16 protein-coding genes are annotated in these 19,599 nt (G+C 67.3%); 6 read left to right on the top strand and 10 right to left on the bottom strand.

Features of this window, described 5'->3' with window-relative positions:
* The first annotated feature begins 41 nt into the window (after window positions 1–41).
* The 6 genes from DRB89_RS12465 (at window position 42) to DRB89_RS12440 (ending at window position 10,501) form a co-directional block, all read left to right on the top strand.
* Window positions 42–2,624 (top strand): Z1 domain-containing protein, encoded by a 2,583-nt coding sequence (locus tag DRB89_RS12465; protein WP_112453365.1) that lies wholly within the window; start codon window positions 42–44, stop codon window positions 2,622–2,624.
* Complete coding sequence (locus DRB89_RS12460; protein WP_112448511.1) at window positions 2,621–3,634, top strand: PD-(D/E)XK motif protein; 1,014 nt, start codon at window positions 2,621–2,623, stop codon at window positions 3,632–3,634. Before DRB89_RS12465 ends, DRB89_RS12460 begins: the two co-directional genes overlap by 4 nt.
* The gene (locus tag DRB89_RS12455; RefSeq protein WP_162688553.1) at window positions 3,631–5,496 is read left to right on the top strand and encodes a hypothetical protein; all 1,866 of its coding nucleotides are present in this window, start codon (window positions 3,631–3,633) and stop codon (window positions 5,494–5,496) included. Before DRB89_RS12460 ends, DRB89_RS12455 begins: the two co-directional genes overlap by 4 nt.
* A complete protein-coding gene (locus DRB89_RS12450; protein ID WP_112448509.1) occupies window positions 5,493–6,395 on the top strand; it encodes a hypothetical protein in 903 nt (300 codons plus the stop codon). Before DRB89_RS12455 ends, DRB89_RS12450 begins: the two co-directional genes overlap by 4 nt.
* Complete coding sequence (locus DRB89_RS12445; RefSeq protein ID WP_112448508.1) at window positions 6,395–7,168, top strand: DUF6339 family protein; 774 nt, start codon at window positions 6,395–6,397, stop codon at window positions 7,166–7,168. Before DRB89_RS12450 ends, DRB89_RS12445 begins: the two co-directional genes overlap by 1 nt.
* 372 nt (window positions 7,169–7,540) lie before the next feature.
* On the top strand, window positions 7,541–10,501 hold the full coding sequence (locus tag DRB89_RS12440; protein ID WP_112448507.1) for an ATP-dependent DNA helicase: 2,961 nt from the start codon (window positions 7,541–7,543) through the stop codon (window positions 10,499–10,501).
* Window positions 10,502–10,984: 483 nt separating this feature from the next.
* Here the strand turns inward: DRB89_RS12440 and DRB89_RS12430 are convergent, their stop codons facing one another.
* The 10 genes from DRB89_RS12430 to DRB89_RS12390 all read right to left on the bottom strand — a co-directional run bounded on the left by DRB89_RS12430 (window position 10,985) and on the right by DRB89_RS12390 (window position 19,548).
* Window positions 10,985–12,280 carry a serine hydrolase domain-containing protein gene (locus DRB89_RS12430; RefSeq protein ID WP_112448506.1) on the bottom strand — a complete coding sequence of 432 codons (1,296 nt, stop codon included), beginning with the start codon at window positions 12,278–12,280 and terminating at the stop codon, window positions 10,985–10,987.
* Window positions 12,277–13,188 (bottom strand): HEXXH motif-containing putative peptide modification protein, encoded by a 912-nt coding sequence (locus DRB89_RS12425; protein WP_112448505.1) that lies wholly within the window; start codon window positions 13,186–13,188, stop codon window positions 12,277–12,279. Before DRB89_RS12425 ends, DRB89_RS12430 begins: the two co-directional genes overlap by 4 nt.
* A 117-nt stretch (window positions 13,189–13,305) precedes the next feature.
* Complete coding sequence (locus tag DRB89_RS43715; protein ID WP_167347301.1) at window positions 13,306–13,449, bottom strand: hypothetical protein; 144 nt, start codon at window positions 13,447–13,449, stop codon at window positions 13,306–13,308.
* A gap of 113 nt (window positions 13,450–13,562) precedes the next feature.
* Window positions 13,563–14,429 (bottom strand): protein kinase, encoded by an 867-nt coding sequence (locus DRB89_RS12420; protein ID WP_112448504.1) that lies wholly within the window; start codon window positions 14,427–14,429, stop codon window positions 13,563–13,565.
* Complete coding sequence (locus DRB89_RS12415; protein ID WP_112448503.1) at window positions 14,426–15,073, bottom strand: hypothetical protein; 648 nt, start codon at window positions 15,071–15,073, stop codon at window positions 14,426–14,428. The genes DRB89_RS12420 and DRB89_RS12415 overlap by 4 nt, the downstream gene beginning before the upstream one ends.
* Before the next feature lie 4 nt (window positions 15,074–15,077).
* On the bottom strand, window positions 15,078–15,812 hold the full coding sequence (locus DRB89_RS12410) for a hypothetical protein (RefSeq protein WP_112448502.1): 735 nt from the start codon (window positions 15,810–15,812) through the stop codon (window positions 15,078–15,080).
* Window positions 15,809–16,441, bottom strand: a complete 633-nt coding sequence (locus tag DRB89_RS12405; RefSeq protein WP_112448501.1) for a hypothetical protein — start codon at window positions 16,439–16,441, stop codon at window positions 15,809–15,811. Before DRB89_RS12405 ends, DRB89_RS12410 begins: the two co-directional genes overlap by 4 nt.
* A complete protein-coding gene (locus DRB89_RS12400) occupies window positions 16,438–18,324 on the bottom strand; it encodes a radical SAM protein (protein WP_112448500.1) in 1,887 nt (628 codons plus the stop codon). Before DRB89_RS12400 ends, DRB89_RS12405 begins: the two co-directional genes overlap by 4 nt.
* 39 nt (window positions 18,325–18,363) lie before the next feature.
* Window positions 18,364–18,798 carry an NUDIX domain-containing protein gene (locus DRB89_RS12395; RefSeq protein WP_112448499.1) on the bottom strand — a complete coding sequence of 145 codons (435 nt, stop codon included), beginning with the start codon at window positions 18,796–18,798 and terminating at the stop codon, window positions 18,364–18,366.
* A gap of 153 nt (window positions 18,799–18,951) precedes the next feature.
* Window positions 18,952–19,548 (bottom strand): ATP-binding protein, encoded by a 597-nt coding sequence (locus tag DRB89_RS12390; protein WP_112448498.1) that lies wholly within the window; start codon window positions 19,546–19,548, stop codon window positions 18,952–18,954.
* Window positions 19,549–19,599: the final 51 nt, after the last annotated feature.

Raw genomic sequence — 19,599 nt, 5'->3', positions numbered from 1 at the left:
GGACGCAAGCGGCGTCCGGCGCCGGGGAAAGGGTGGGGACCTTGAACGAGTTCGACGACCAATATGAGGCGTTCCGCCGTCTCATCAAGACGCACACGCCCGAGCAGGCATTGGCGACGATCAAGCTCTTCGGCATGGAAGAGGAGTTGGCCAGGCGGATCGCCGAACGCCATCAGCGGGAGACCATAGAGGTCCGCGACAAGCGGGAGCCCGGATCCGTCGTCCGGAACAACCGCGAGACCTGGTATGTGGGGCCGCAGGACGATGACCGGTGTTGGCCTGCCCTGCGTGACCTGCTGGGTAAGCAGTCGTGGAGCGACGAGAGCGTCCGTGACCTGGACGCGGCGTCCACCAAGGTCGTCTCCATGCTCGACCACCCTATGGCGGGGGAGTTCTCTACCAGGGGCCTCGTCGTCGGGTACGTGCAGTCGGGCAAGACGACGAACTTCACCGCGCTGATTGCCAAGGCCGCAGACTCGGGATACAAGTTCTTCATCGTCCTTGCGGGGGTTCACAACGGTCTGAGGCGTCAGACCCAACTCCGCCTGGAGCGGCAGCTCGTGGAACCCGTCATTGACCAGTGGCACCCCCTGACGGCACGGGAGGGGGACTTCGAGCCGCCAGCCGGCAACCCGGCCGCGTTCTTCGGTGACAAGAGCCAGCAGCACGTCCTGTGCGTGATCAAGAAGAACGTGCCTCGCCTCAAGAAGCTGAAGGCCTGGCTCGAGAAGGCCCCCGACTACCTACGCAACTGCCCGACTTTGATCATCGACGACGAGGCCGATCAGGCCAGTGTCGCCTCTAAGAGCACCAATCCCCTGATCAGGGAGATCATCGACCTCTTTCCCCGTGGGGGATACGTCGGCTACACCGCGACGCCGTTCGCCAACCTCCTCATCGACCCCGCGGCTAAGGACCTGTACCCCGAGGACTTCGTCGTGAACCTGCCGAAGCCCCGAGGCCACTTCGGCACGGAGGTGCTGTTCGGACGAGAAGCTCTGGATGGTGAGGATCCCGAGGACGTGCCGGACGGGTACGACATGATTCGCAGCGTTCCCGACGACGAGGTGTCCCTCGTCCGGCCTGGGCGTGGCGAGATCGAGGGTTTCGTCCCCGAGGTCGACGGCGCCCTTCGCACCGCGGTGCTCTACTTCTGGCTTGTGACGGCCGCCCGACGGGTGCGACGTCACGGCACCCCCCACTCGACGATGCTCGTCCACACCAGTGTGAGCACCCTGGTCCATGAGAGCTTCAAGGCCCCGCTGGAGGCGTTCCGCTCCCGGATTGCGGGGAAGATCGTGGATGCCGACGCTGCACTCTTCGCCGAACTCAGGGATCTCTGGGATGCGGAGACGGCTCGAGTCCCGGGCACCGAGCCGGACCTGGGAGAGGATCCGGTGCCCTTCGACGCACTCCTCCCGAAGCTGGGCGGCGTTGTGGACGACTGCCGCATCATCATGGACAACTCAAAGAGCGTGGAGCGGCTCGACTACGAGACCGGGCCGGTCGTCGCTATCGCGGTGGGCGGTAACACCCTCTCCCGCGGACTCACCCTGGAGGGTCTGGCGGTCAGTTACTTCGTACGAGGGGCCTCGACGTACGACAGCCTGCTTCAAATGGGTCGTTGGTTCGGTTTCCGCGAAGGATATGCCGACCTACCGCGCATCTGGATGACTGACGAGCTGCGGGACTGGTTCCGCCACATCGCCACCGTCGAGTCCGAGATGCGCCGGGACATCGACTTGTACATGGTCGAGGATAAAACGCCCACCTCGTTCGCAGTCCGCCTGCGCAACCACCCGGCGCTCCGCATCACCGCCCCCGCAAAGATGCGAGACGCGGTGAAGGTCGGCGCGTCCTACGGCGGGCAGCGGGTCCAGACCCGCTACTTCCGCTCCCACGATGCAGCGTGGCTCCTGGGTAACCGTGAGGCAGCCCACGCACTCGTAGACAACTCCTTGCGCATTGCGGGAGCCAGGCACGAGGAACGGGGCTCAGAGGGTCGGCACGTGCTGCGGAACGTCCCCTATGACCTGGTCCTGGATTTCCTGGAGCGATACCGCTTCCACGACAAGTCGATGGAGTGCGATGCGAAGCTCTTGCGGACCTACATCGAACGTCGGGTGCGGGCGGCCGGCGGCGGTGCACTGAAGCGGTGGAACGTGGCCGTCATCGGAAATCCGCTGAGCGGCGACACAGACCGCCGCTACGAGTTCGCTCCCGGTATCGCCGTAGACCGTGTCGTGCGTGCCAAGCTGCAGACGAGCGGACATGACGCCGCGGACATCAAGACCCTCATGAGCCGTCGCGACGCCGGTGTGGACCTTGACCTCACTGGCCTCTCCGAAGTTACGGAGGCCGCGCTCAAGGTTGCCCGTCGTACCCAGTCCCCGGATACGGCCCTGCTCACCCTCTACCCGATCGACGCCCTGTCGCCATCGCCCGCCAACCGAGCCCTCCGCTCCCCGCTCGATGCCGTCGATCACGTCATCGGCGTCGGATTGGTGTTCCCCATGCCGCGCGGCGAGGACAGCAAGGTCGAGTGGTACAGCGCGGACCTGTCCTCCGTGGAGGACGATGAAGAGGAGGACTTCAGTCTTCTCTTCGACGAGGACGACCGGTGAGCGGCACGGACCTGCGGGTCGTCCTGGACCACCACTGGGCCGAACTTGCTTCAGCCCCAGTACGTGCCGAGGTCGCGCTCAGGGTCTCGGAGCTACCGGTAGTCACCGACTACGGGGCGATCTCCGCAGCCATGGACGTCGACGGGCTGCGACATCTACTGATCCCCCTCCGAGGGCGCCAGAACATCCCCACGGGCCGCATCGGCGGAGCTCTGCGGGTTTCCGAACGGGCGCTCCAGGACGACAGTGCCTACGGGCGATTCGCTGACGTCGTTTGCACCAGACGCGACCTCGACGATGTCTTCACCGGCCTCTGCGGCGACGTACTTGTGGCCCTCGAGGCGGACGGTCAGCGCCCCTACCGCACCACCCTTGCCGTGGTGAACCGGTGGCGACAACTTTTCAGCGGGGGCCTCCGAGGACTGACTGTCGCGGAGGAAGTGGGCCTGGCCGGCGAACTACTCGTGCTGCTGCGCCTACTCCGAGACGATTCCGCCGCCATACGCCACTGGGTCGGCCCCGAAGGGGCGCGCCACGACTTCACCGATGGAATCCGCGCCGTCGAGGTGAAGAGCACTCTTGCCGTGTCTGGACGGCGTACCTTCGAGGCCCACGGACTCGACCAGCTCGAACCCCCGCAGGACGGTCGACTGTTCCTGGCGTGGCAACGTTTCGAACGGCGACCCGACGGGCGAACTGTGCGGGAACTAGTTGCCGAGGCCGGGCAGCTTTGTGACGATGAGTCAGAACTCGTGGACCGACTCTCCCGACTCGGATACTCGTTGTCACAGACCGATCAGAGCACCGAATCCCGGCTGGCCCCTGTCGAGTCACGCTGGTACGTGGTCGACGAAGACTTCCCCCGCCTGACCGGGGTAACCCTCGACGGCGCAATCCCGGACGGTGTTTACGACGTGCGCTACACAGTGGACCTGGCCGGCGTCCGATCCGCCCCGCTGGACGAAGAGGCCGTCGACACCCTCATCTCCGAGATGGGGGGCTACTCGTGAGCGCGTACGGCGCCCGCTGGCTCTCCGAACCCTACGGGCCGGGCGGTGGAGGAGCGGCCGAAGGAGCGCTCAGGAACCTCGACGCCACGGAACTCGATCCTTTGACGCTGCTCGTTCGGGAGTCGGTCCAGAACAGTTGGGACGCACGTACTGGCGCCGGGCCCGTCGACTATCGAGTCGAGCTCCGAACGCTCGGGCCGAGTGAGGCTCCGGTGTGGCGGGACCTGCTGTCCGAGGGCGTACCGCGGGCCGATCATCTGAGGCTCCGTTCCTCTTTGGCACGTTCGGTTCTGCGCATCCTCACGGTGACGGACACGGGAACCCGGGGGCTGGGAGGACCGACCCGGGCCGATGTTGCGAAACCCGGAGAGTCCGACTTCGTGTCGTTCGTCCGCAAGATCGGCAGTTCGAGAGACATGAACGGCAGGGGTGGTACCTACGGGTTCGGCAAGGCCGTCTTCCATCTCATCTCCGCCGCCCACACCGTCCTCGTCCACACCCGCTGCCGGGTCGGCGACAGGCTGGAGACCCGCCTCATCGGATGGGCGGTGCACGAGAGCTACACCACCGACGTGTCCGGCGCGGCCAATTCCTACACGGGTCGCCATTACTGGGGGAAGCCCACTGGCGGATATGTAGAGCCCCTCGTGGGCGACGAGGCCGACGAGGTTGCCCGCCGGTTGGGTCTGCGACCCTTCCCTGAGGGCGGTACGGGCACCACGGTTGCCGTGGTCGACCCCGTGTTCGTCGAGCGCGGGGACGATGAGGCGATGCGCTGGATCTCCGAGGCGATGCTCTGGAACCTCTGGCCCAAGATGCTGCCGGAGGGTGGGGACGCGCCGATGCGCTTCAGTGTCCTCCACGAAGGCCGCACCGTTCCGGTGCCCCGGCCCTCGGAGACCCCCCACCTACGCCCATTCGTCTGGGCGTTCGACGATATGAGTCATGTCGTGGAACACAAGTCGATGCGACGTAACCTCGGGCGGCTCGGAATGCGGAAATTCCTAGCCCCCGTCGGCCCGATCTCCGCTGCCGCGCGAGAGGTCGGCCTGGGTGACCGCTTGCACCACACATGCCTGATGCGTCCAGTGGACCTCGTAGTGAAGTACCTCGAGGGTCCGCCCTTCTACGAGGAACACGGAGGGTACGCGGCGGTGTTCCGCGCGGATCCGGAGATGGACCGCGTGTTCGCGGCTACGGAGCCGGCCACCCACGACGACTGGCTGGTGGACAAACTCCAGGACGTTGAAGAGCACCGACTTGCCAAACACGCTCTGCGGAAGATCTCGGACGCGATGAAGGAAGCGTCCGGCCCCGCTTCGGTCGTCAACGAGGCTGGCGAGGGTGTCTCCCTGGCGGGGATGAGTCAGTTGCTCGCCGGTCTCATGGTCGGCACCGCAGGGGAGGGTGCGGCGGCGATCTTCCCCACCACCGGAGGGGCCTCCGGTGGTGGGGGTCGTGCCGGTGGCGCAGGCGGGTCCGGCGCTGCCACGGCTGGGCAGCCTGGACGCCCCCGTGGCAGGCAGCGAGTCGTCTACCTGGGAGACCCGGTACACGACGTGCTCGACGGACAGGCCGTGATCGTCCAGCGGTTCACCCTGCCGGACCTCGGTGCGCATGTCGTCCACGGGAGGCCGGCCGTCGCCCTCGGTGAAGGACAGGGAAGTGAGGCAGAGCCTCCATTGGGTGCTTCGACTCCCACGGTGTTGGGATGGCGTTCTCAGTCGGGAGTGATCACCGAAGGCCGCACTCTCTCCACGGAGGGTGGTGACGGGGCTGTCTGGTCGCTCGTCGTCAGACCGGCGCCCGATACGGTCACCGAGCTCGTAGTCGTGGCCGATCAGGGACAGGTGAGTATATGAGCCGCCGCGCCTACCCCTATCGCATGGCCGCCCCGGAGAGCGTGTCGATGAGCGGCTGGTCGCTCAAGTCCGAGGACGGCGGAGCGGTGCCACTGCCGTCCTCCATCCCGGACTGGGATTTCCAGAGAGACCTCGCCCTCGAGACCGTCCTCGGTGTCGACTTGGACGAGGTCCGGATGTCGGCTGCCCTCCCCTCGGAGTCCGAACTCGCTCTCACCGTCGTATGGAGCGCTTCCGGAAGCGGTATCCGAAGGCTTGCCGACCAGGTTCCGGTGCATGGCACTGGCAACAGGTCCGTTCAGCTGGCCTTCCTGGTGGCCGGGCGCAATAGCGGCGGGGTGCTCACCGTCGAGACTCAACTCGTACTGGCGAAAGGCATAGAGAACCCCGATCCGACCGGCCCCCGACGCGCGGGCTCCATTCTGTGGCGCCACGAAGTTCGGGTACGGCTGCAAGGGGACGCCTCGCAGTTCCCGATGGCGGTAGTCGACTTCAAGGAGGCGGGCTATCCGGAAGACGCCCCTTGGTACCTGGACATCAGCCCCAACCTGGAGGCAGCGACGATGGGCGCCGTCGTCCTGCTTGTGAACAGCAACGCTCCCACGGCGTTGAACGCGCTGCGTAGAGCAGACAAAGCGTCGTACGCGGAGCGCCTCATTCAGTCGGCCCTGCGACAGGATGTTGTGCGCCTGATGGTCGAGCACGCCCTCTCGGACGATGAGCTGACGGACGACTCGGTGTTCGAACCCGACACTCTTGGGCACATGCTCCTCGGCCTAATCCGCACCTATCTGCCGGGCACGACCTTGGCCTCGCTGCGCACGATGCGCCGCAGCGACCCGGCGCTCCTGTCCGCTCGGGTCCAGCACGCCGTCGGCCTCTTCAAGAAGGAGTCCTAGTGGCGTACCTGTACCCGCGCCTACTCCCGAAGGCTGCAGTATCGCTACGGGAGGAGTGTCTCGAAAGGACCGTGGAGGAATTGCGCGGACGGGCAGACGTCTCCCATCCCGCCGTGTTCTACGCCGCTACGGGAGGCATGAGACTCCCACAACAGAGGTTGAGGGCGCTTCGACAGTCCGTGGTCGGGTGCGCCATCGACCGAGGCTATCCGGCGCCCCCGGCGAGACGCCAGGCTGCGGCCTTTGACATCGCTAGTGCGGAGATACTCCATCGCGAGTCGGGGATCATCCCCGCCGAGGCCGTTGCGGGCGACATGTGGGCATTCCTGTCGTTGGTCGTCATGCCCGATGTGGCAGCGTGGCGCTTCCCTGACCTTCACCGCGACCGGGTCCTTGGAACCGACGTCACCCGGCACGTGTTCGGACGCCTGTGGTGGCGGGCGCACCTCCTCCACGACGAGGGCGCGGACCGAGAGGACCTCTACGCCGCGTTGTCCGTCCTCGGCGAGGCCGCCTTCGACCAGATCTACGCCCGACGCACGTCGATCGGCGGAAGCCCACACCTGGTCAGGGCGATCGTCAGGACGTGGGAGGTAGTGGACATCGCTCACGGTGGCGTCGGGGAACGCGACCTGCTTCGCGACTTCCTTAAGCGGGTGCGCAGGCTCAACGCCTTCATGTCCTTCGACTCGCTGCCCGAGGAGGTGCTGGACGGGGAACTCAGTGCTCTCGTAGAGGAGTCCCTGCGTGCCATGACGGGGGACAACACCTAGGAGAGACCGCTTCCTTGGCTGATGTGGCCAGTATCCGGCATGGGCCAGACCGCGCGGATGAGTCGATGACGGGCTGGACGACGCGCGCGGCAGCCCCTTCCGCACCTACCAGCAGCGCGCCGCCGGGCAGCCCGTCGCTCTCCTGCAAAGTCCTCCGCTGTCCGCGCAGCTCGCCGAACCTGGTGCTGTTCAAGGCCTTGGCGTCGAGGTGGCTCCTGGGGCGGGAGGGGATGGAGTCGTGGTCGGAATCTGCGGACGGCGCCGGCAGCCCGCTCGCTTCTGTCCAGTGGATTCTCACTTCGAGGGCGATTGTCAGACCCACCTGGCAATGTGACGTGTGACTGGTTGTCCGTCAGGAAGTGGAGTGCGCAGATGGATGTGAAGCAGGCGCTCGGTGAGTGGCTCACCCCCGATCAGCTCCCGGCTGCGATCGCTGCGGACGCCGAGATTCTCGCGCTCGCCGGCGCTGGGTCGGGTAAGTCGCGGACGCTTGCTGCTCGAGTGGCGTTCCTGGTGGCCTCTGGCGCCGCTCCGGAGTCGGTGGTGGCCTTCACCTTCTCGGACAAGGCAGCGGAGACGATCAAGAATCGCGTGGCAACCGCGCTCAAGGTGTGCGGCATGGACCCGCTCCTCGTGGGTGGGATGTACATCGGAACGATCCATGCCTGGTGTCGTCGTGTACTCGGTGACATGGATGCGAAGTACCGACAGTTCGACGTGCTGGACGCGATGCAGTTCCAGGTCTATCTGATCTCTCGCTACCCGAAGCTCAACATCAATCCCCTGCGAGACCAGCGCCTCACCAACGCAGGCAACCGGCGCGGATACTTCGAGACGCTCATGCAGGTCAGCCGCGCCTGGCAGATGATGAACGACGAGCTGCTCGATCCGGCGCAGATCGCAGCTGAGGACGGTGCCTTGGGTGAGACCCTGGACCGGCTGCGAGGTCAGATGGAGCATGACAACTTCATCGACTTCTCGCTCATGCAGCGGCTTGTGGTTGAGGCGCTCGAAGGCGATGACCCTGGAGTGGGCCAGGCACTCGGGCCTCTGCGGCATGTGCTGGTGGACGAGTACCAGGACGTGAACGTCGTTCAAGAACGACTGATCGAACTCATGCATCGGGACTCCGAGACTCTGTTCGTCGTGGGTGACGACGACCAGGCGATCTACGGGTGGCGGGGCGCAGACATCACTAACATCTTGGAGTTCGACCAGCGGTATCCGAACGCGGCGGTGTATAAGCTGCTGACCAACTTCCGCTCCACGTCGGCCATCGTCGAGGCTGCTGGTGGTTTCGCTGCCCAGGAGCTGGGTGCAACGCGGTTGCCGAAGCAGCTGACCGCAGCAGTGGACCGTGACCCCCGGGAGGTCGCCGTGCTGCGATTTTCCAATCGTGTCGAGGAAGCGGCCTTCGTCGGCGACCGGATCAAGGAGCTGCTCGGTACCGCCTACGAGGAACCGGATGGCACCGTACGAGGGCTGACCCCCGCCGACTTCGCGATCCTGATGCGCTCGACGAACCAGCCCGAGGGCGACGGTACCAAGCGGCACACGGCGTTCATCCGGGCCCTTGACGCACGGGGTATCGAGTACGCGCTCAATGCCGGAGGTCAACTCTTCGACCGGGTTCAGCCGGCAGCGGTTCGGAGTTCCTTCGAGCTGTTGCGCGATGGGTCCCCCGACCGCACCCAGGCGGACGGTCTGTTCCACTCCGAGCTCTCTGCAGCGTTCCCGTGTGCCGATCTCAACCGCCTCCGGAAGGTCTTCGCCGACTGGGGCCGTCGCATCCACGCCCCTGTGGGGCCCGGCATCCCCCGACAGCGGCTCTTTCCGCAGCAGCTGCTGCATGACCTGTTGGAGGCCCTAGGTGTCGCCTCTAGCGGGTTCGGCGACGGTGTCATGGCGGACCTGGGGACCTTCAGCAAGATCCTCACGGACTTCGAGTCGGTCTACGTATCGATCGACGGCAAGGGCCGGTTCGGTGAGCTCCTCAACTTCCTGCAGAACGTCGCCGGCGATGGGTACGAGACCGACAACCAGATGATGGCACGCCCGGATGCCGTAACCGTCTCCACCATCCACAAGGCCAAGGGCCTCGAGTTCCCCGTCGTGTTCGTTGTGGACGTCGAGGCTGGTCGCTTCCCGGGGAAGCGCCGATCCTACGACGGCTGGATCCCTGCCGCCCTTGTGCAGCGGGCGATCACCAACGGTAGCTACCAAACGGACAGGCCGGATCAGGCGCGCCTGTTCTACACCGCGGTCACTCGCGCCGAACGCTTTCTCTACGTCACCGGCTCCGAATGGCTGCCCGGCGGCAGGCGCCCGGCGAAGGTCTCCCCGTACACGGCTCTGCTGTCGCACACAGAGATCCGTGACGATCTCCTTGATCCGTCCGCGCCGCCCCGCGTGATGCCCCCGCCGGCGATTCCGCGCAGGCGCGGAGACGAGTCGGTGCTGCCGACCACCTACTCCGAGATCCACACCTACATGCGATGCCCGCACGCCTACAAGCTCAGCGTGGTGCACGGTTTCGCACCACCCGTTCCAGAGCTCTTCGGCTTCGGGCGTGCGGTCCATGCCGCGGTGGGGAAGCTGCACCAGCTCTACAAGGACCAGGCGCCCAGCCCTGTTGAGGCGAGGCTCGTGGCCGAGGAGATGTTCCACCTCAAGCACGTCGCCCCAAGCTCCGACCCGGTCAACCGTCCCGGCGCGTACGAGCGGGCTCAGCAGAAGTCGGCGGACATCGTGTCCGACTACGCGGACAAGTACGCCAAGGACTTCGAGCGTAAGCGCCAGATTGAGCTGCCCTTCGAGGTCCCCGTGAATCGTGCGGTGATCTCTGGGGCCATCGACCTGCTGCTGAGCCTCGATGACTCGGACAAGATCCGTGAGGCCTCAGTGGTCGACTTCAAGACCATGAAGGGTGGCCCCGAACCGGTTAACAACCCCGATCTGAACTGGGAGGACCTCTCCCTGCAGGTGCAGCTCTACGCTCGTGGTGCGGATCTGGTCCACGGGTTGAACGCGCGGACTGGTGCAGTGCACCTCCTCAAGGACGGTCAGCGAGTGTCGGTCCCGGTCGACGGCGTAGCGGTGGACGCAGCGGTCGCCAACGTGGAATGGGCGGTCGATCGGATCATGGAGGGGGACTTCCCTCAGCGTGCTTCAGGGAGGAAGTGTGGGGCTTGCGACTTCGCCCAGCTCTGCCCGCAGAGGGTGGACCCGTTCGCTGCGCAGGATGAGCCGCCCGCCCTGCACCTTCCGGATGGGGATGGCGGCAAGAGGTTCCTCAAGGTCGCTGCCATCTCGCAGGTCGGGCCACAGCACTAGAGGGACCGTGCAGCGCCCATGGGGGCGTTGATTTCGATCGGTGAGTGCCTGCGTTTCGTCTGTTCGTGAACGCAGGCACTCACCTTCGGTTGGGTGACGGCCTTAGGCGGGGTGACTGGGCTCGACACAGGCTCGCTGAGGGCGTGGGCGGGGAACTGCGGGCCCGTCTCTGAGGCGGACTGATCGCCACACCCGCTCGTGGAGTTCGGCGATGCAGGGGCTGCACGCGAACATCGGGGCCTGCATGCCCGCGATGCTCGCGGGTCCTATCCATAAGACGCGGGTCCAGCGTTGTCCGCAGTACAGCCAGCAGACGCCGTCGATCCATGGGTTTCCGTCGTCGGTCTGGGCGGGCGCGGGCAGACCGTTGCTGGCGAACGAGGCCACCCCAGGAATCACCATGTGGTCAGACATCGGGAGTCTCCGGTTCGATCTTCTGCCAGCCGGTGAGGCGGGGGCGGGAAGTAGGTTCGTGGTGGGTGGCTACTGGCGGATGTACGTGAGTCCTGGGGCGCGGTCGAGGTCGAGGGTGAAGCGGTCGACCTGGTCCGTGCTGCTGGACACGGTGAGGGTGTAGCCATTGCCGGTGTAGATGCCCGGCCCCGTCGGGGTGAGCTGGTCCCTTGTTCCTCGGCGCCACAGGTGGAGGGCGCCGGCGCTGCGGGTGAGTCGCAGGCTGCCGGGGGCCTGGGTGCAGGTGAAGGTACCGAGCTCTGTCCGCTGGACGTAGTCGTTGAGTGTGGGCTGGTCTCGTACGGCAGTACTCGGGGTTTGCGCCAGGGTCGCGGTGCGGAGGAGGACTTCCTTAGGGGCCAGCATCGGCTGCTTGTGGAGGTCCCGGAGGATGGCGGCGCTGATGCGGTCGGCCGAGAGCTCGGCATTGTTGGACAGGGAGACCACGCGTAGCCCTGACGCTTCCACGTGGGCAGCGGCGGAGAAGCCCTGTTCGTGGCCGTAGTGGAAGACGGCAGTGCGGCCGGGGCGGGCGTCGGCGTAGAGCCCGGGGCCGTAGAGATAGGGCTCGTGGTCGCTGGGCTCGTAGTCGACAGCTTCCTGCCAGGGGAGTTGGTGGGGGTGCTGCCAGCGCTGGTGGAGGCGGGTGAGCCAGCAGTCGAGGTCGCCGACGGTGGTCCATAGGGTGCCGGGTCCGGGCAGGGTGACCGGCGTTTCCGTGTGCTGCCAGCCGTGGTGAGTGGCCTGGTAGGCGGATGCGGATCCGGGGATGACCTGGTGGGGGTCGCTCTTGAAGTGGGTGGCGTCCATGCCGAGCGGGCCGAAAATGCGGTGCCGGGCGAGGTCGGGCAGCGTGGTGCGGTGGACCGTTTCGAGGATCTCTGCCAGGAGGAGGTAGTTGGTGTTGCTGTAGAGGAAGCGGCCTTCGGGGACGGCGCGCTGGTCCTGCCGGTAAGCGAGGGTTCGCAGGTCGTCGGCCGTGTAGTGGTCGAGGTCCCGGAAGCCGGCGAGGGAGAGCAGGGACTCGGCATCGCGTATGCCCGAACGGTGGGTGACCAGGTCCGCGACAGTGACATCGCTGATCTTGAGTCGGGGCAGCAGGTCCGCGGCCTGCTGGTCCAGGCGCAGGAGATCGTCATGCGCGGCGAGCAGGATCAGGTGGGCGGTGATCTGCTTCGCGACCGAGCCGACGTTGAAGGTGGTGTCCGGTCCAATGGGCAGTCCGTGTTCGAGGCTGGCCAGACCGGTGTGCAGCAGAGCGGGCTCTTCGCCTGACCGGTGGACCAGCAGGGACAGGCCGGGCTCCTCGTTGCGGGCCGCGTTCACAGGGCGAGGGCCTGGTGGTGGGCGGCAGCGAGGCGGTGGCGGAGTCCGTCATCGCTGATCAGCTCCAGAGCGCGGGCATGGTCGGGTGCGGTGTCGGCGAGGAGGCTTCGTTGCTGGTCGAGGTAGGCAGCTAGGAACCGGTGAAGGTCTCCCTTGGTGCTGTTCAGCGCGTGCGCGGTGAACAGCATAGTGAGCGGGAACGCCCAGCAGGCGTGGAGGAAGCCGAACGCCGGCCGTGTTGTCTGCTTCCACGGGGAGTGGAAGTGCGCGGCGTCGCTGATCTTGCTTCCCGTTGCCGCGAGGGCGTCGTTCAGCCAGTTGTGTCCGGCCTCGTGGATGAGGTCGCGGGCCAGGATGACCGGGTCGTCGACGTGGTCCATGAAGACCGTGCCGGGCAGGCGGCTGATGGTCCAGCTGTCGAGGATCTCGCCGAGGCTCTTGGTCCGCAGCAGGCACAGGACGACGGCGTGCGAGGCGAGTAGATCGCGGAAGCCCGCTCGTGCGGCGCTGGCGTACGCGTCGGCCGCGAGGCTGAGCAGGTGGGGCTGGGCCGGCTCGGTACCGGGGCCCAGGACGTAGTAGGGGGTCTCGGAGATCGCGGATCGGGGCAGGTCGGCGAGTGCGGGTGCCACGACCATGCGTGTGCCGACCGCGGTAGGGATGGAGCTGGTGGTGGCCCCAGCGTCGGGATGGGCGACGTACCAGTCGAAGGTCGAGGCATCGCCGGCGTGGGCGGCTGCTTCGGCTCCTTCGAGGGCGTGATGGGCCAGGCAGTAGTCGGCCGCAGTACTGGTGCTGGACTGAGGCGGCTGGGCTTCGGGGCGGATGAGCGCGTGGATGCGCTGCGTCCGCTCGTGGTGCAGGCGGTCGATCGGCGGGAGGCCGAAGAGGTCGGCGAGGGTGTGCACGAGGCGGCTCTCCTGTTCGGTGGTGGGTCTGGGTCTGGGGCCGGGCCGCAGGTGCTGGTAGCCCGGCCCCAGGTGTGTTCACCGGCGGCGCTCAGAGCGCCGGGCGGCTGTGGGTGTTCAGGCGGTGGTGGTCTCCGCCTCGGCCGCCGGCCAGCCCTCGGCCGAGACGCTGGAGGTGTGGGCGGTGGTACGGACGGTCTCGTCCTCGCCGCGCAGGTCCTCGACGTTGGCGAGGAAGTCGGCGATGCGGTCCTGGTTCATGGGGTGTTCCGCCTTTCGGTCTCGTTGGCTTCGGCTTGTTCCACTTGCTCGGCTTTGGGGCCGGATTCGGGGCGGAGATCTCGCCCTGGGCATGAGGGGCTCCCTCGTGTTGGTCAGCGCAGCTGCAGGTCGGCCGCGGTGCGGAGCGCGGTGCGCAGGTCGTCCATAGAGGGGCGGTCGTCCGCGTCGTCGGAGAGTGCGGCGGTCACGACGCCGCGCAGGGGCTCCGGGATGAGGGGCAGGTTCATGCGGCCGGCCAGGCGGGGGATGTCCCCGCACAGGTAGCGGTAGACGAGGACGGCGAGGCTGAACACGTCGGCTGCAGGGGTGGCTTCGTGGTAGCCGGTGAGGTATTCCGGCGGCCAGTGGACCTCGGGGCCGCGGTGTTCAGGCCCGCGCGGGGTGGACCGGCGGCGGGCGGCTCCGAGGTCGGTGATCAGGCCCCGGTCCTGGTCGATGAGGATGTTCTCCTGGTAGACGTCGCGGTGGACGATCCCGCGCTGGTGCAGATTGTCCAGGCCGTCGGCGACGTCGGTGAGGATGCTGAGGCCCTTCCCGGTGTCCTTTGACGAGGTCATGAAGGCCCGGAAGTTCCCGCCGTCGCAGTGCGGCATGGTGTACCAGTCGAATCGCTCCGAGCTGCCATGTTCCAGCAGCGGGACGATGTGATCAGTTGCTCCTGCGGCGGCGGTCAGCTCCGCTTCGTGGCGAAAGTCTTCACGGGTGAGAGCGCGTTCGGTCTCGGTCATCTGCGCGTACCAGTAGAAGCCGTACGCGGCGGGCTTCTCACTGGGGTCGAGCTCGGCCAGGACGTGGTTGCTGCCGAAGCCCGCCTTCAGCACGACATCCTCCTGGCCGGGGCGGTTCGCTCTGACGAGGGTGCTGGCTCGCGTGAACGCGAGGAGGTCGCTGATGTGCCAGCCGTCCGTGCGGAGCTGATCGAGTACCCAGGCTGCGGGATGCATCGAGTGCAGGTTCATCGGCTCGCTTCCTTGTGCGGGGCCGCGGGGCTGTCGGCCGAGCGGAGGTCCTCCATGCAGGCGTCGACCAGGGCTTCGAGGTCGGCATAGGTCGTGCAGGCGTGCTTCAGCACGGGAAGACCGGTGGCCTTGGTCCAGGCGTCTACGGCCTCGTTGTAGAGAGCGGCCAGCCGGGTGGCGGCCTCGGCCTGTTCGGTGAAGCGCCGCTTTGTGGCACGTCGCATGATGCGGGCGTGGCAGATGGCGGGATCGGTGGTCAGCAGAACGGTCAGCTGCGGTCGGGCCCGGGTTTGCTCGGCGAGGCGCTCGACGTACGCGTCGACGGGCTGCCCGTGGAGCAGGGCGAGCAGGCAGGCGGTGGAGAGGGTGAGCCGGTCGGCGAGGACCGGGCCCTCGGTGAGGGCGACGGCGATGTTGAAGCGGGAGTGCAGGGCCAGGTCCTGGGCGGCGGCCTCGATGGCCTCCTGCTCGTCTCCGCCGTGCCCGGCCCGCAGGCGGATCAGCGTGCGAGTGGCCGGGTGGGAGAGCCAGGAGAACTGGCCGATGTGACTGAGGGGGATGCCCTCGGCGTGGGCGGCGGCCAGGAGCCGGTCGCGGAGGGTGCTCTTTCCGGCGCCGGCTATGCCTTCCAGGGCCAGGAGCACGTGCTCACCCCGCCGTGGTGGGCTCGGCGATGAGCCAGCTGATGAACTTGGCGACCCGGCCCGCGGTGACCGGAAGGGTTCCGTGCGCGAGCTGGGAGCCGTATAGCAGGGCGGTACCGGGCGCTGGGGCGACGCTCCAGCGGGTTCGGGGCATCTGCTGGAACCAGGTCGCGGAGTTGTCGGCTCCGTCGTAGGTCAGCCACATGCCCTCCGCGTAACCGTTCGGAGCGGCGTCGGGGGCCTTACCGTTCCACAGGCGGTCGCTGGAGGCGGTCTCGACGTAGAAGTCGCCTCCGGCGTCGGCCTGGGTGATCACGACGCTGATGCCGGCGATCTGGCGGGGCCAGGCGAGCGGGTCGGGGGCGATGCCGTCGAGGTGGCTGGTGATGTGCTGGCCTACGCCGTACTCGACGTATGTCCACGGCCGGCAGAGGGTGATCGCGGGCATGACGCGGGCGAGCGCCGGGCGAGCGCGTTCGAAGGCGTCGCCCAGGAGCTTCTCGGCGGCCGGGGGGATCGAGGGGATCTCGACGCGTCCGGCGGGCTCGTAGACGGCCATGGCCTGTTCGGGGCTGTGGCCGGGGATTTCATGGATGGAGGTACGGCGCTCGTCACCGAAGCGGCTGGTGCCGCCGCTGGTCAGGACGTCGTTCATCAGGTCGGCGAGGTGGGTCCGCTCGGCGTCGCTGAGGAAGTTCTCGATGCTTCCGACGCCGACGGTCTCGGCTATGTGGATCACTTCGTGGTTCCCCCTTGCTGGAGCACGCGGTGGATGTCGTTCAGGTCCGTGCAGTGGTTGAGCCAGCTGACGACCGGGCTGCGGGTGGTAGCCAGCGGGTCCTGCCATAGGGCGAGGAGCTCTCCGGTCAACGGCAAGTCGCCGCTGTCGGGAAGTAGGCCGGCGTCAGCTGTCTCGGCCTGGGCCAGGGCGCCGCACGAGGCCCCGTGCTGCTGGGTGAAGACGAGGGCGAGACGGGTTGCGGCCGTGGTGCCGCAGGCCCGTACGAGGGGGTCCGGAGGCAGCGGCAAGCCGTACGAGCGGTGTTCGGTGACTGTCCACGCCTGGGCGATGGCGGCGCCGGAGGCTGCGATGCGGCAGGTCGCGCAGCACCGGTGGTCGGATTCCGGGCAGAGGCGGAGATGCTCGCCGAGGGTGGTCGCGATCTCGTCGAGGACTGCCCAAGCGGTCCTGGCCAGCACGGTCCCGACGTCTGGCTGTCGGTATCCCGCGGTGTTCTTGTGGTTGCAGCAGGACTCGCCCGCTCTGGGCTGCTTGCTGGAGGAGAGGGCGGGTTCGATGAACAGGGTGTGGAAGTAGGCGATGCGTCCCAGGAGCTGGTGGAGGGTGACCGCGTCGCCGGGCTTCATCGCAGCACCCCCTCGGGGGCTTGCGGCGACACCGGCAGCGGGCAGACGCACGCGGATTCGGCCTTGGGGCGCTCGGCGTCGAGGGCTGCGGCCAACACAGCGGTGGCCTCGTTCAGGCGGGCGAAGTAGCCGTCCCACCCTTGACCGGAGCCGGGGTCCAAGCTCAGGTCGAGGACCGGGGTGGTGGTGCCCGTGATCTCGCAGGTGAGCTCCGAGCGACCGACGTTGACCTCGATGCCTGCGGGGAGGAGGGATCTTGCGAAGGTGGCAGCCCGGCACAGTGCCGCAGCAGCGCGGGCGTACTCCTGGCGGTCGCGGGGGAGGAGCCCGATGCGCAGACCCGTTGGGGCCAGGTCCACGCCGGTGTACTGGTGGCCCTGGCAGCTGTCGTACGTGACCAGCCCCCAGGCTCGGGTGACCGTGTCGACCAACGGCCAGACGCCGGGTTCGATGGCCGCCTGCCACATCGGGTGGGCTGGGGTCAGATCGTCGGCCTCGTGGATACCGGCGAGGCCCACGGTGTTGATGTTGCCGTGCTCGCTGGTGTGCAGCCTCACCGCGCCGTGGGCGAGGTCGCGAGCATCCCAGCTGGTCAGGAAGGCGTTCACGTCGCGCATGCTGTTCGGGGTGCGCGGGCGCCAGCGCAGGGTCTGGCACCAGGTGCCGGCGGGGTGCGCGGGCTGGGCCAGCAGTGCGGCGACGCCGTCGATCATCCGCATGCGGTAGTCGCAGTACGCGTCGCGATCGTTGGCCGGGTCCTGGCGCCAGCGGGTGGCGATGCACCCTCCGCCGCAGGTGGTGCGGTAGTCGCAGGTCGTGCACTTGTCCATCAGGGCTTTGCCCTGATTCAGGAGGAACAAGTCCTGCTGGGCGCGGACCACCTCGTGCTCGTCGGCTGTGGACTCCAGTTGGGTGAGGCGGGCCTGTGGCCAGGGCAGTTCGTCGCAGCTGCCGAGGCGGCCATCGGGGTAGAGGGTGAAGACGTGGTCGCACTTGAGGTCGGAGAAGTGGCAGAACCCTGTCGGCAGACCCCGTAATCGCCGGATCGTGGAGACGGCCGGTTCGAGCTTGATGCGGGCGAAGTGCCCGGCGGTGATCCAATGGGCGGTGGCGGCAAGGACGAACTGGGCGTACTCGTCGGGATGGATCGCCCAGGCCGGGCCATCGGCCGCGTTCACGGCAGCCTGTTGAAGCAGTCGGCTGGCCGATTTGCGTCTGCTCGGCAGGGCCGTGGAGCGGCGGATCGTGGAGTCGAAGCAGGGTACGAAGCTGATCGCGTTGACCGAACCGAAGCCGGCGAGGTGGTCCAGCACCTCTTCGGCGCGGTCCAGCACCGCCGGGGTCACCGCGGCGATCACGCCGACGCTCCGGCCCCGCTCCGCGAGCAGGTTCAGGGCGGCGGCGACGCGCGGATACACGGGCTTGCCGTCGTAGCCGACGCGCCAGGCGTTGCCCTGGGCGTCACCGTCGAGGGAGATACCGATCTGGAGGTCAGGGCAGAGGGTGTCGAACATGTCGAGCCAGTCGGCGTCGAGCAGGACACCGTTGGTCTGCAGGCTGACGCGGACGACCTGCGGCAGGCTGGCCAGCTCAGCGAGGATCTCGCCGATGTGCTCACGCCCGGCCGTCAGGGGCTCGCCGCCGTGGAGTTCGACGGCGAGCTTGCGGCCCTTGAAGATGTCGGCCAGGCGCCTGATCTGGTCGGCGCTTACCCTGGCACCCCCAGGGGCCTCCTTACGTTTCTCGTAGCAGTAGAGGCAGTCGATGTCGCACGTCTCGCCGCGCGTCTTGACGATGACCGACACCGCGGTGCCAGTGTCATCGGCGTTCAGGCTCCGGTAGAGCCCGTCGATCGTGTGGCGTTGTTCTGTGCTGAGGTTCATCGGCTGCCCCCTCCTATGCTGCCGTGACCGGATGACTGGCTAGTCGGACAGGCGCCCCAGCAGGGCGCCCTGGCCGGACTGGAGAATGTGCGCGGCCTCCAGCGGGATCCAGAAGCACTCGAAGTGAGTCGGCTCCTGCTCGCCGTCGTGGTCCTCCTGGCTCATCCACCGCTCCGGGGTCGGCTCGGTGAGCTCCAGGTGGAATACGTGCCGGTGCTGGATCTCGAACCGGTACGGGCTGATGTCGTACGCGGTCTCGCCGAGCTTGCGGACGATCTTGAAGTCCGACAGGCCGGTCTCCTCGCGGGCTTCGCGCAGGGCGGCGGCCTCCGGGGTCTCACCTGGGCGGATGCTGCCCGCGGGGACCTGGATGCCGACCTCCTCGTAGGAGTAGTCGGTGTGGCGGAACACCAGCAGGCGCCCGTCGCGCACGACGTAGACGAGGACCTTTTCCTTCGTGACCTTCTCGGGCATTACGAAAACCTCCACTTGGCACAGAAGCTGACTCGTGGGGCCGGCCCGGTAGAGGGCCGGGGACTGTTTGTCCCGTGGTCGACCGTGATCGGCCGGTGTCCTGGGGAAGCCCACGAGTCTAGGCCCCCCAACTTGCCGTCGAATCAGCGTTATTCAGTCGAGCAGCTGGCCGACACGGGACCTATCGGCTGCTGGGGCCGCGGTCCGACGCCTGGCCCTCGTGCGGGTGTTCGATGACGAGCCCGCTGCCGATGGGCGAACCCTCGTCGCCGCTCGATCAGCCACTTCGGCGGCGTGGCCGGAGAGCAGTTGCTGATCGCGACTGCTGCCCCGATCCGCCCTTCGATCACCCGCACTGCTGGGCAGATCGAACTCCGCCCAGCAGCGCTTGCCCGTCGCAGTCAGATCAGCACCGTGGCGGTCGGCGAGCACGGATACGAGATACAGGCCGCGCCCGGACTCGGAACTACCGCTCAAGGGCTCCGGCCGCGGCAGCACCTTTGTAGCGTCATGCACCTCGACCACAAGCACAGGCCCCTCCTGGCAGACACTGACGGTGACCAGCCCCGACGTGGTGTGGCGCACGGCGTTGGTAATCAGCTCACCAGCCGCCAGCTCGATTCCGTCCAGTGCCTCCTCGTCGAGCCGTATGCCCCAAGAACGGATGCCGGCGACGACGTGGTGTCGTGCCTGCTGGGCGGCGGCTGCCGTGCGGGCGACGGTGAACGCGAGCTGGTGGTGCGCTGCCATGAGCGGGCCTCCTGGGCTGCCTGACTTGCGTAACCACGGCGGAGACTCGGC

It is taken from the genome of Streptomyces sp. ICC4, assembly GCF_003287915.1.
In the GTDB taxonomy this organism is placed as follows: domain Bacteria; phylum Actinomycetota; class Actinomycetes; order Streptomycetales; family Streptomycetaceae; genus Streptomyces; species Streptomyces tritrimontium.
The sequence above is the reverse complement of the archived record's forward strand: the minus strand, read 5'-3'. Positions and strand labels throughout refer to the sequence as shown.

Coding starts and splice junctions, on each gene's coding strand:
- DRB89_RS12450 (WP_112448509.1), top strand. CDS start 5,493: ATGAGCCGCCGCGCCTACCCCTATCGCATGGCCGCCCCGGAGAGCGTG.
- DRB89_RS12440 (WP_112448507.1), top strand. CDS start 7,541: ATGGATGTGAAGCAGGCGCTCGGTGAGTGGCTCACCCCCGATCAGCTC.
- DRB89_RS43715 (WP_167347301.1), bottom strand. CDS start 13,449: ATGAACCAGGACCGCATCGCCGACTTCCTCGCCAACGTCGAGGACCTG.
- DRB89_RS12420 (WP_112448504.1), bottom strand. CDS start 14,429: ATGAACCTGCACTCGATGCATCCCGCAGCCTGGGTACTCGATCAGCTC.
- DRB89_RS12405 (WP_112448501.1), bottom strand. CDS start 16,441: ATGAAGCCCGGCGACGCGGTCACCCTCCACCAGCTCCTGGGACGCATC.
- DRB89_RS12400 (WP_112448500.1), bottom strand. CDS start 18,324: ATGAACCTCAGCACAGAACAACGCCACACGATCGACGGGCTCTACCGG.
- DRB89_RS12395 (WP_112448499.1), bottom strand. CDS start 18,798: ATGCCCGAGAAGGTCACGAAGGAAAAGGTCCTCGTCTACGTCGTGCGC.
- DRB89_RS12390 (WP_112448498.1), bottom strand. CDS start 19,548: ATGGCAGCGCACCACCAGCTCGCGTTCACCGTCGCCCGCACGGCAGCC.